At 64.3% G+C, this 12,334-nt stretch carries 5 protein-coding genes; 3 read left to right on the forward strand and 2 right to left on the reverse strand.

Features of this window, described 5'->3' with window-relative positions; all coding sequences use genetic code 11:
- Positions 1-12: 12 nt before the first annotated feature.
- Entirely contained in the window at positions 13-3,405 is a 3,393-nt protein-coding gene (locus H7H34_RS21765) for a UvrD-helicase domain-containing protein (protein ID WP_185926707.1), read from the reverse strand.
- Positions 3,405-6,059, reverse strand: a complete 2,655-nt coding sequence (locus tag H7H34_RS21770) for a PD-(D/E)XK nuclease family protein (RefSeq protein ID WP_185926708.1) — start codon at positions 6,057-6,059, stop codon at positions 3,405-3,407. Before H7H34_RS21770 ends, H7H34_RS21765 begins: the two co-directional genes overlap by 1 nt.
- A gap of 236 nt (positions 6,060-6,295) precedes the next feature.
- Here H7H34_RS21770 and H7H34_RS21775 point away from each other — a divergent pair, with 236 nt between their 5' ends.
- The 3 genes from H7H34_RS21775 to H7H34_RS21785 are packed head-to-tail and all read left to right on the forward strand — an operon-like array spanning position 6,296 to position 12,331.
- The gene (locus H7H34_RS21775) at positions 6,296-7,159 is read left to right on the forward strand and encodes a BrxR family helix-turn-helix transcriptional regulator (protein ID WP_185926709.1); all 864 of its coding nucleotides are present in this window, start codon (positions 6,296-6,298) and stop codon (positions 7,157-7,159) included.
- A gap of 25 nt (positions 7,160-7,184) precedes the next feature.
- Positions 7,185-10,688, forward strand: coding sequence for a helicase-related protein (locus H7H34_RS21780; protein WP_185926710.1), 3,504 nt, complete (start codon positions 7,185-7,187; stop codon positions 10,686-10,688).
- Positions 10,689-10,699: 11 nt separating this feature from the next.
- Positions 10,700-12,331 carry a hypothetical protein gene (locus H7H34_RS21785; protein ID WP_185926711.1) on the forward strand — a complete coding sequence of 544 codons (1,632 nt, stop codon included), beginning with the start codon at positions 10,700-10,702 and terminating at the stop codon, positions 12,329-12,331.
- Positions 12,332-12,334 lie beyond the last annotated feature (3 nt).

Raw genomic sequence — 12,334 nt, forward strand, 5'->3', positions numbered from 1 at the left:
TGTCTCCCTCCGTCAGGCCGCCACCGTCTGGGGCGAGGGCGAGACGGCGATCACCGTTCCCCTCGTCATCAGAACGATGAGCCCGCGCTCGGCGCCAGTCATGTCGAGATAGGCGCGCACCTGAGCCCGATAGTGGTCGAGCGTCTGACCATCGGGATTCACGTCGCTCTTCCAGTCGACGACCACGATCGGCCGGCCACTCTCGCCGATAGTCAGCGCGTCCGCGATCCCGGCCGTTGCGGATTCCACGCCATCGGAAGACTGTGCGGCATAGACGGGAAATTCGGCGAGAAGATCCGGCCGCAGGGTCGCGATGTCAGGCAGAGCCAAGGTCCGGGTCACACAGGCCGCCAGTTCCTGCGCCGACAGCCCCGTGGCCGGGTCGGCGACCGGAGACTGGCCGAGGGAGCGGATAAGGTCGTCAGCCCGTTCGGTCAGGGCGGCTCCTGATTCTGGAGTTTCGCCGGTCAGCACCTCTTCCATAAGCTTGTGGAGGATCAGCCCGCGCTCGCGGCCACCCTGCACGAGGGCGGCGGCTTCCAACTCTGGGGGCTGATCGTCGGCCGATCCCGTCCAGAGCGCGGCTTCTTCTTCCCGCAGCACGGTCCCGGCGGCGTTTTCGTCACGGCTGGGCGCGAGCCAGGTCAACCGCGTGTGCGCGGCCGCGATGGCTTCGGCTTCGGCGGCGAAGCTCACGCGCGTCTGGGTGTTGCCCGCGCCCGCACCTGCGGCCGTGAGACCGGCAGGCAGGTGAGAGACGTCCAGGACGGGGAGGTCGGCGAGCGACAGATCGACGAGACCGATCCAGGCCGATTTCGACGGTGCGGCGTCGAGCCGGGGCAAGACGAGGAGTTCGCGGGCGCGGGTGGCCGCGACATACCAGAGCCGGATGCGTTCGCGGTCCAGCTCCTCCTTTTCCGCCTGGCGCGCGGTTTCGTAGCCCTCGGGCACGACGCCGAGGACCGGGCAATAGAAGGTCTCGGTCTGGCGGTCGATGACGGCGCTGTCGGGCGCCATGACGCCGGTCATGGTGTTGACCGGAATGACGATCGGCCATTCCAGTCCCTTGGCCGCATGCATGGTGAAGAGCGCGACCGCTTCCTCCTGCGCGTCGGGCCGTCCCTCGACGGCACGGGCCTCATCGGACCACGCCGCTGTCATAGCCTCGGCGAAGGCGCGCAAACCGCGCACGGCGTAGCCGGTCGACAGGCTGAGATAGAGATCGACATTAGCGAGCGCGCGCTCGGCCTGGCCGCGATGGCGCTCGAAGAGGAGCGGACGGACGCGCAACACGTCCACGCCTTGCGAGAGCAGCTCGTGCGGGGTCGTGCTGTTGCCGCGCCGGGAGAGCGATTGCAGCCGCTCGATGACGTCGCGAGCGAGCGGGTGCGCGATGACGGCAGGGTCGATGCTGAGATCCAGGCGCGGAATCCGATCCGGCTGTTCCTCCGACCGCGGAAGTCCCCAGATGATGTCCAGCAGCTCTTCTTCGGTGAGGCCGACCAGAGGCCCGCGTAGGAGCGCACCGAGCGCCAGGGTGTCACGGCGATCCGCCAGAACGCGGGTCAGCGCGATCAGGTCCTGGATCTCCTGGCGGCGGAACAGTCCCTTTCCGGCTTGGGTCGCCACAGGGATACCGCGGCGCTCCAGGGCTTCCTCATAGCGCCACAGCTCGGCGCCGGTTGGCGCCAGCAAGGCGATGTCGCCCGGCTGGCAGGGGCGCTCCGCGCCACTTCGACGGTCGATGATGGAGTGGCTCTCGATCAGCCGGGCGCACAGCTCGGCGATGGCGTCGGCTTCGGCGTCGCGCTGCTGTTCGGCGCTGGCCTTGCCGTTTTCATCGGCCACGGCGATATCGAGGGCCGCCACGCAAAGGCCGCTCCGATCGTCATGGAACGGGTCGAGAGCGGTGAAGCCCGGCTGGCCATCGGCCGAGAGCACGGCCTCGAAGCGCTCGTTGACGAAGGTGAGGATCGAGGCGCAGGAGCGGAAGTTCGTGGAGATCGACAGGAGGCTGCCGGGGTCCTGGGCGCGGAAGGCGTCGCGCGCCTGCACATAGGCGCCGACATCGGCGCCCCGGAAGCGATAGATCGCCTGCTTGGGGTCGCCGACCAGGAAAAGCGCACCTGGCCGGATTTGGAACCGGGTCCAGTCGGCATCGCCATCGACCGGCTCGCCGCACAACCGCCAGAAGATTTCGGTCTGGAGGGGATCGGTGTCCTGGAACTCGTCGACGAGGACATGGGCGAAACGCTGTCCCAGAGCACGGCGCACGGCATCATGGTCGCGCAGCAAGTCGCGCGCGGCGAAAATCAAATCGTCGAAATCGAGCTGGGCACTGGCGCGCTTGTGCTCGCGATAGCGTTGCAGGATCGGGCGCGCTTCGTCGATCAGCGCCGCCAAGGCATGGCTGGAGGCGGCCTGCGTCAACCCAACCCAGGCGTCGCAGCAGGTGGTATAGTGGGTCTCGGCGGCGGCGTTCAGCCGGTCGCCGTCAGCCTTGGAGAGACCCGCCTGCTTGGCCGCGGCAGCCCACTTCCCCTTCTTGCGGTAGGTGTAAAAAGCGCCATCCTTCTTGCAAAGCTCCGGGTGGGGCCGCGCGGTCAGGAGGCGGACGAGGCCCGCAGGCGTCGCGGGATCGGGACCGTTCGCCAAGGCAGTCGCCATTTCGGCCAGCCGCCCGACGATCATCACCGTTTCCGGCTCGGCCGCCACCACACCATCCATGAAGCCAGCGAAATCCGCGGCGGCCTGCCGGAACGCCGTCAGGTGGCCGTCAAGCGGGGAGACGGGCGGGGCCGCGAGCGTGGGGCGGCGGCGCAAATTCTCGGCGATCTTATGGATGAGCGCCACGGTTTCGGCGGGGCTGTGCAGCACCATCTCGGCCAGGATGCCGCCCTGGCCGCCGGACAGGCGTTCGCGCAGCCAGCCATCAACAATCTCGAGGAAAGTGAGATCGGCCTGGTTGCGATCCATGACACCGGCGCCGGGATCAATGTCGGCCTCTGCCGGATAGGGCTTAATGAGGCGCTGGCAGAAGCCGTGGATGGTCGAGCAGGTGATCTCGTCGATCGCGGCGCTGGCGGCGAGAAGATTGTCGCGATGGGCCTGGTTCAGCCCATCGGGCAGCGCCACGCGCAGTTCGGTTGCGATCGTGCCGGTCGAGAGGTCGGCGACGAACTCCCGGACACGCGACAGCAGCTCGCTCGCGGCGAGTTCGGTGAAGGTGACGGCGGCGATGGAACGCGGCGCGACACCTTCTGCCAACATCGCGGCGATGCGGCCGGCCATGACGGCGGTCTTGCCCGAACCCGCGCCGGCCTCGACCAGGATCGAGCGATCATGCAGGCTGATCGCATCGCGGCGCGCGCTGTTGTCCTTCAGCACTTTGGACACGCTGCTCATCATTCCGCCTCCCAGACCTGAGCGACTTCACCAAACCGCTGCGTCGCGGCGGGCATTTTACGTTTGCAATAAGTGGCGCTGGCGTTGGCCGGCAGGGCGAAGGCCAGATCGTCATAGTCGCCGCCGGTATCCGGGCCAGGCAGGGCGGCGCCGCCGGCGAGACTTGCCCTTGCCGCGCGCAGATAGCCTGTGATCTCCGCCAGCACGGCCTCGGGATCGTCAAGCTGAAGATCGACGGGCTCACGCGGATAGAGCAGCGAGGCACTGATGGCGACGTCGTCGCCGAGGAGCGCCTTCACCGCGAAGGCATAGAGGCAGCGCTGAAGCTCGCGTCCGCCGTTCAGCCGGATCTCACCGCGCGGCGGGCGGCCGGTCTTGTAGTCGCGTACCAGCGCGCGCTTCCCGTCGCCCGAGATGTCGAGTCGGTCGATATAGCCGGCGATGTTGAAGCCCGTGTCAGGGATCGTGACCGGCGTGGTCGTATCCCAAGGCGTTTCCGCGTCAGATTTCGGTTCCGAGCCGCCGAAGGGAACCTCACCGTAGGAGCGTGCGCCCGGCAGGACATCATCGCCATAGGACAGGGCGCGGCCCGCCATCACGCGAGCGTCGTCGAGGGTGCGCCCCCAGATGACGGCCGGCGGAACCGGACGCTCGCTCTCCCAATCGGCGGCGACGGCCTGGGCTGCCTGCGCCACCGCCGTGTCAATGGTTCCCGCGTCGGCGGAGGCAAGACGGCCTTCAGTTTCGAGGGCGCGCAAGGCGCGATCGAGAACCATGTGGACGAGATCGCCGATCCCGAGCGCATCGAGCACGAGCGGTTCGGCGCTGCTCTGCGGTTCGCGCCATCCGAAGGCATAGACCCACACGAAGCTGAGTGGATTGCGCAGCAGGCGGCGCAGCGAGCTGGCCGACTGGGTCCGGCCGAGGATGGCGAGAACGAGCGGATGATCGGCCCGCACGAGCCCGTCATGGGGGGTGATCTCCGCCTGCCGCCAGTCGCGCCAGCAGCTCTGCGCACCGACCGCTTGCGGATCGGCGGCGAAGTCCTCGGGCCGGGCCATTAGGCGGTCGGTTTCGCTGAAGGCGTGCGCTGGCGTCGCATTGCGGCGCAGATAGGTTTCGTCGCCACGTCCGGCGAGCAGGGGGCTGCGGCCCAGCAGACGCCCGTCGCTGTCGCGCCGGGCGCGCGAGAGAACGACGGTATCGGCCGTCGTGGCGAGGATCGTCTCGAAATCGCGGCGGTCGGCGAGATTGACCGGCAGCGGATCGAGCACCGGGGTCGGGATGATATGGTCCGGGATAAGGCGGTCCTCGGCGATCCCGCGCGGCCAGCGCGAGGAATTGAGGCCGAGGAGTCGCACGAAGCGGCGGGGCGACGCGGCGAGCGCGCTGGCGGCCATCCAGGCGACGCAGACGCACGCTTCCAGCCCGTCGTCCTGCTTAAGGGTTTCCAGCGTGGAGTCGATCGAGGCGGCGGGGCCTGCGAGCAGAGCCTTGCGCCAGATCGCCAGCGCGCGGCCCTTGAGGAAGGCTCCTCCGATCTCGCTGGCGGCGTCCGGTCCTTTGGCCAGAGTCTCGACCGCAGTGCGCAGCGCCGCAACGTGGTCGGCGCCGTCGGGCCAGTCTTCCGGCGTCAAGCGGACCAGCAGGCGGTTCCAGGCACTCGGCGTCGAGAGCGGCGCATCGGTCGGCAGGACCCGCAGCCAGCCTTCGGGCAGGGTCTCGAATGGCCCGCTGTCCCGGCAGAGCGCCGCGAGACGCCGCAGCCGGGATTGCGACAGACCGCGCACCACGATGTCGGCCAGCGCCGCAGCCGACTGGCCCTCGCGAGTAGTGACGGTGCGGACGCCGTGGACGAAGTGCAGGTCGATGTTGGCGTCGGCGCGCAGGGCCAGGAAATGATCGTCATAGTCGGCGGGCGATGCGGTCGCGATGGCGATCTCCGAGGGCGAGACGCCAGTTGCGAGCAGACTGCGCGCCCAGCGCATCGCCTCGATGGCCTCGTGATAGGCGGTCGCCGCGCTGACGGCGCTGATCCCTGGCGTCTGCGCCGGTGCGCGCGTGATCCTGACGCCCGTGCCGTCCAGCCATGCCGGAACGCTTCTCGGGCCGGCTGTCCACTGCACCGGGATATGGGCGGTGAGGGCCTGGAGTAGCGGCCGCCAGCAGGGCGAGAGTTCGGTAAGGCCGACGATTTCCATGGGGCCGAGGACCGCCATCGCATGAGCAACGCGGGCGGTCGCGGCGGTGACGATGTCGAGAGGCCGCATCATGCCGGGCGGAAGCTGGTCGAGGACAGCCGCTTCCAGGCGCGCGATAGCGTCGAGACGCGAATGATCTGCCGCGCGCGCGGCAAGATCGATGCCCGCGCGCCAGGCTTTGTGGAGCGTATCGGCTGCCGCGTCGATCATGCCGGGAAGCGCCTTGATGCTCTCCAGCTCGCCCATCTGCGTGGCGGGCAAGGCTGCCTGGATGGCAGCGCGCAGGCTCTCGTCATCGATAGGGCGGGTGAAGCCGCCCGCCAGCCGGACGGCGGCCTGCTCGAAGGACATGATCTGGACGCCGTGGCGACCATCACGGCCCGCCGCCAGGCGGCTCTCCCGCATGGCGAGGCGGCCGTTAACGATCAGGGTGGATCGATGCGCATTGGTCATGGCTGATCTCCATCTCCGGGCGCGTTCTCGGTCGACCGTTGGGGCGATGCGGATGCGGGGGCGGTGTTCACCGCCGCGCTAAAGCTCAGGCTGACCACCACCCTCGGGTGCCCGGTGACATATCGGCATCGCATTGCGATCACCCCGCCATTGACTATCATCGCCGTGATGCATATACGAAGTATACACACGCCTTGTCAAGGTATGTATAGTTTCTAACCGCATGAGGGCTGCAAGTGCGCTGGGGAGTCGAACAACGGCTTGAGTTTGTCGAGTTCCGCCTGTTCTGGGAGGGTGCGATCAACCGCGCCGATATTGTTGATTTTTTTGGCGTTTCTGTTCCGCAGGCGTCGAAGGATCTGACCCTCTACCAAGAACGCGCGCCGGGCAATATGGTGTACGACACACGCGGCAAGCGCTATGTCGCGGCCGAGAGGTTTGTTCTACGCTTCCTCGATCCTGACCCTTATGTGTACCTTGCCCAGCTCCGCTCTGTCGCAGAAGGGACCGTCCCGGCCCATGATTCGCTGATAGCGGTGCTGCCAAACACCGATGTGGCACTTACGCCCAAGCGCGACATCGATATCGAGGTTCTAAGGAATGTCCTCGATGCCACCCGCGAAGGTGCTTCGCTGGACATCTATTATCAGTCGATGAACCGGTCGCGGCCTGATCCGATATGGCGCAGGATCACACCGCACGCCTTTGGCTACGACGGCTTCCGCTGGCACGCGCGGGCGTATTGCCATCTTGAGCACAAGTTCAAGGACTTTCTGCTGCCGCGCATCCTCGATGTAGGGCGAAAGGACAAACCCGGAGCTTCCGGGGATGAGGACTGGCTCTGGAACAACTTCTTTGATGTCGTCATCGGCCCACATCCCGATTTGACGGAAAGCCAGAAGAAAGTTGTCGCCAAGGATTATGGGTTCGAGCATGGCAACGGCACGCTGTCCATCCGCTACGCAATGCTGTTCTATGTGCTTAAACGACTTGGCCTGCTTGGCGATGCCGCAAAACAAAGTGCCCGTACACAGCACATCGTTACAGTGAACCGGAAGGAAACCGAGGCAGCGTTGAAACAGGCGGAATATCAGCTATGACCGCATTTGGGGGACACGTCGGCTAATGGGGGCGAGACTCGAAGATATCAAGAACGGCGCGTCAGTCCGCGGCATTGCGTCCGCGCAGCCGGTTCAGGTTGTGTCCGTCGACTGGATCGGCGACCAAGCCATTAGCGTCGTCTTCCGCGATCACAGTGGAACCGTTGCCGAATCCATTCTCTATCGAGACGACGAACACCGGCTCGAAGTCGAGAAAACGGGCCGCCCCTGGTCTTTCGATGCCGACGGCGCATTGCTGCGGCTGGTCACGGAAGCCAACCGGATCAAGCTTGCGCATTATTTCGACCCCTATCTCGCGATCCATACCAGCCTGGTCGATCCGCTGCCGCATCAGATTTCGGCCGTCTATGGCGAGATGCTCCCCCGCCAGCCGCTGCGCTTCCTCCTCGCCGACGATCCCGGCGCGGGCAAGACGATCATGGCTGGCCTTCTCATCAAGGAACTCATCGCGCGCAGCGATCTCGAACGGTGCCTCGTCGTCGCACCTGGCAGCCTGGTCGAGCAGTGGCAGGACGAGCTCGGCCAGAAGTTCAATCTGGAATTCGACATCCTCACGCGCGACATGATCGAGACGTCGCGATCCGGCAATCCGTTCTCCGACCGCAACCGGCTGATCGTGCGTCTCGACGTCCTGGCGCGCAATGAAGAGCTCCAGGACAAGCTCATGAGCGCGCAGGAATGGGACCTGATCATCTGCGACGAAGCGCACCGCATGTCGGCCACCTATTTCGGCGGTGAAGTGAAATACACCAAGCGCTACCAGATCGGCCAGAAGCTCGGCCAGGCCTGCCGCCACCTGCTGCTGATGTCGGCGACACCGCACAACGGTAAGGAAGAAGACTTCCAGCTCTTCATGGCTCTGCTTGACGGTGACCGTTTCGAGGGCCGGTTCCGCGATGGCGTCCATTATGCCGATACAGAAGACATGATGCGGCGGCTGACCAAGGAGGAACTGCTTAAATTCGATGGCCGACCGCTGTTTCCCGAGCGTCGGGCCTACACTGTCAAGTATGAGCTCTCCGAGGGTGAGGCCGCGCTTTATACGGCGGTCACTGAGTACGTGCGGACCGAGATGAACCGCGTGCAGCGCTTTGCCGAGGGCGACGGCAAGAGGCGGAACAATGTTGGCTTCGCCTTGCAGATCCTCCAGCGCCGCCTGGCGTCTTCGCCGGCCGCAATCTACCAGTCGCTGAAGCGCCGCCGCGAGCGTCTGGAAAGCGAGCTCGGCGAGGCGCGCCTTGCTACGAAGGGCCGCCGGGCTAGCTTCGACGAGCGGGCGGTCAATGCCGACGTCCTGCGCAACATCGAGGAATATGGGCAGGAGGAGATCGACGAGCTCGAGGACCTGATCTCCACCGGTGCGACGACCGCCGAGACTGTGGAGCAGCTCGCTCTTGAGGTCGAGACGCTGAAAAGCCTCGAAGCCATGGCGCTTGGCGTGCTGCGTTCCGGCGTGGACACGAAATGGAGCCAGCTCAACCGCATCCTCGACGATGATTTGATGATCGACTCGGCCAAGAACCGCCGAAAGCTGATCATCTTCACCGAACCGAAGGATACCCTGAACTACCTGCTCGAAAAGGTGCGCGCGCGTCTTGGCAATCCCGAAGCGGTGGATGTGATCCACGGTGGTGTATCACGCGAGGAACGCCGGAAGGTGGTCGAACGCTTCATGCAGGACAAGGACCTGCTCGTGCTGATCGCGAACGATGCCGCCGGCGAAGGCGTCAACCTCCAACGCGGACATCTGATGGTCAATTACGACCTGCCTTGGAATCCCAACAAGATCGAACAACGCTTCGGGCGCATCCATCGCATCGGCCAGACGGAGGTTTGCCACCTCTGGAACCTAGTCGCGGCCGACACGCGCGAGGGCGAAGTCTATGCCCGCCTCCTCGAAAAGCTGGAGGCTGCGCGCGAGGCCCTGGGTGGGCGCGTCTATGACGTGCTTGGCGAATTGTTCGAGGGCACCGCACTCAAGGACCTTCTGTTCCACGCGATTCAGTATGGCGAGCAGGACGAGGTGAAGGCTCGCCTTCTGCAACAGGTCGATGGCGCGGTCGACCAGACGCACCTGCTTGAGCTGCTTCGACGCCGGGCTCTGACTAACGATACCATGCCCGAAGCCAAGGTCGAGGAACTGCGGCTTGAGATGGAACGGGCCGAAGCACTGCGCCTTCAGCCGCATCACATCCAGAGCTTCTTCGTTGAGGCATTCCAGCATCTCGGCGGCCGCCTCAAGCGCCGCGAGGAGGGACGTTGGGAAGTGACTCATGTGCCGGGGCGCATCCGCGAACGCGATCGGCAGATCGGCACCGGCGCGCCGATTCAAAAGCAGTATGAGCGGATCTGCTTCGAAAAGGGCCTGATCAACCAGCAGCCGGTAGCGGCCTTCATCTGTCCTGGGCACCCGCTGCTAGAAGCGGTGATTAGCCTGATCCGCGAGCAGTATGAGCAGATCATGCGACAGGGCGCGATCCTGGTCGATGATACTGACCCGGGCGATAGCCTCTCGGCGATCTTCCTTCTGGAACACACGGTGCAGGATGGACGGATGACGAGCGGCGGCAAACCGAATGTGATCTCGCAACGCCTCCAGTTCACCGCGATCGACAAGGCGGGTGATGCGGTCAACGCTGGTATCGCGCCGCATCTCAACCTTCGCCCCGCAACTACCGAAGAGATCGAGGCCGTCAGCGACCTGCTGGATGAGGATTGGCTGACGAGTGAGCTGGAGAAGACAGCCATCCGCTTCGCCACCGTGGAGCTGGCACAGGGGCATGTCGCGGAGATCAAGGCCCGCCGCCTTCCGGAGATCGACAAGGTCGAACAGGAGGTTCGCGCCCGGCTCAAGAAAGAAATCAATTACTGGGATTCCCGGGCCTTCGAGCTGAAAGAGGAAGAGAAGGCCGGCAAGAAGGCACGGCTGAGCTGGCAAAATGCCCAGCGACGCGCCGAGGAACTGGCCGAGCGCCAGAAGCGCCGAATGGACCAACTGGAGCGGGAGCGGTTCATCACTTCGCAGCCACCCCGCGTGCGTGGCGGGATGGTGGTCATTCCGCGAGGTCTTCTTGTCGCTCGTCAATCACCAACCGTACCCAACCGCTTCGCCGAAGACCCGGCGGCGCGGCGCGCGATCGAACTCGCCGCGATGGAAGCGGTCATGACCGCAGAACGCGCGCTCGGGCATGTTCCTGTCGACGTCTCCGCACAAAAGATTGGCTACGATATCGCGTCGCACGATCCGAAATCGGGGCACCTGCGCTTCATCGAGGTCAAAGGACGCATCGACGGCGCTGACACCGTGATGATCACGCGGCAAGAGATCATCACTTCGCTGCACGAGCCGGAGAAGTTCATCCTGGCGATCGTCTCCGTCAATGGCGGCTTCGCTCATGCGCCGCGCTATGTGCGCGGCCCGCTCGTCGAGCGGGAGCCGTCGTTCCTCGAAACCGCGATCCAGTTCGACCTCCGACGCCTGCTGGAGCGGGCGCGAGAGCCGGCATAAAGGGGGATCACATGAGGCAGACTGCTGAGAACATTTCCGTGCATGACGCTGAGCAGCGCATCTTCGTGCAAATCGCGTCGCAGGTCGGGCTTGTTGTTCGCGGTCCCGACATTTTCCGTGAGCTGCAAAAGCGAGTTTTGAGGTGGGGATTCGATCCCGGCAGAAACCTGAGAAATATTCCCGCCGGCGCTTGGGATGGGGATTCCTTTGAGATTGATCAGGACAATTCTGAACAGGCCGAGGCGATCAAGCTGGAAGAGCCTCGGTATTGGGCGTTCAGACTGCGCGAGCGACTCAAAGATACGTCGCGCATCTGGACTACCGAGGTAGGTATCGCGGAACGGAGCGCCACGGAAGCAGTTTTCGGAGTTCGTCTCATCGGCGCACAGCGGGGAAGCGCCGAGCCGATTCCTCGCTCGATACCCAATTTCGTTCGTGGCGTTGCATTTACGCAGGACGCCTATCTTGATGGCCGCCCGACATCGGCTGATCCGTGGCTCGTGGAGTCAGAACAGGATGTCGATGAGCTTGTAGCCTTTCTGGAAGCGCCGCATCGCCATCATCCCGTCGTCGTCTTCGCTACACCAGAGGGAAGCGAAAACGCCGACGAGACGGCAATTCCTGTCCCCCCCTTCATCCGAAGGACGGTCGGATTTGTGCATGCGGTTGTCATTACATCCGAAGCGGCATTCTCTTTGACGAACCGCGTGGGGCGAGAGTTCTCGGTCTATCGGCAGGCAGTTCGAACCTACAATCCCGGCTTTAGCCCAGACGCGCATCTCCCGACCGACCATCCAGTCGCGACTGCCGCACGCATCGCCGACTGGGGAGATAGTGTCGGCTCAACCTTTGCGGATTTCCTCGTTGAGCAGGCCCTTCGGATCACTCGCCCGCGCGACGTTCTCGAACGGGAGCAACCGTCGTTTCAGCACGTCAAGCGCATTGCGGCGCAACGGGCTCGCGAAAGCGCCTCCGCCGAAGGGCAAGGCGACGCCGAGCTTTTGCGGCTTGCAGACGAGGAGTTGCGCGCAGCGAAGCAAGAGGCCGAAGCCAGTCTTGAGCTGGCGCTTAACGCCGACGCCGAGCGGCAACAGGCTCTGTCGGAATTGCGGCAGATTAAGGCGAGCTATATGGCGCTCCAAGCACGCCTTGATGCGGTGCTTTCAGAGCACCCGAAGAGCGCAGAGCCGATTTTTCCGGACAGCTTGGACGAGATCGAGACCTGGGCCCAAGCTCACTTGAGTGGCCAAGTGGAGCTGCATCCCAAGGCGATCAAGGCTGCGAGGGGTTCAGATTTCAAGGATGTCGCACTTGTCTACAACGCGCTCCTGATGATGCGGAATCTCTATGTCCCCATGCGCCGCACCGGCGGTATCGAGCACAAGAATGCTTTTGAGCAAAGGCTCGGGGAGCTTGGTTTGGAAAATACTCCATGCTTTGCCCAAGAAAACAAGGCAAAGAACTTTGGAGGAGCATATTTCGTTCGTTATCAGGACTCTACGCGCGAGCTTGATTGGCATCTGAAAGGCAGCAACAGCCGCGATGGACGGCTGGGCTTCCGCCTATACTATTTCTGGGACGCTGAGACCGGCCGCGTTGTCGTCGGGTACTTTCCCGGACACCTCAAGAACGACATCACGTAGGGC

The organism is Stappia sp. 28M-7, assembly GCF_014252955.1.
GTDB lineage: Bacteria > Pseudomonadota > Alphaproteobacteria > Rhizobiales > Stappiaceae > Stappia.

Coding starts and splice junctions, on each gene's coding strand:
- H7H34_RS21765 (WP_185926707.1), bottom strand. CDS start 3,405: ATGAGCAGCGTGTCCAAAGTGCTGAAGGACAACAGCGCGCGCCGCGAT.
- H7H34_RS21770 (WP_185926708.1), bottom strand. CDS start 6,059: ATGACCAATGCGCATCGATCCACCCTGATCGTTAACGGCCGCCTCGCC.
- H7H34_RS21780 (WP_185926710.1), top strand. CDS start 7,185: ATGGGGGCGAGACTCGAAGATATCAAGAACGGCGCGTCAGTCCGCGGC.
- H7H34_RS21785 (WP_185926711.1), top strand. CDS start 10,700: ATGAGGCAGACTGCTGAGAACATTTCCGTGCATGACGCTGAGCAGCGC.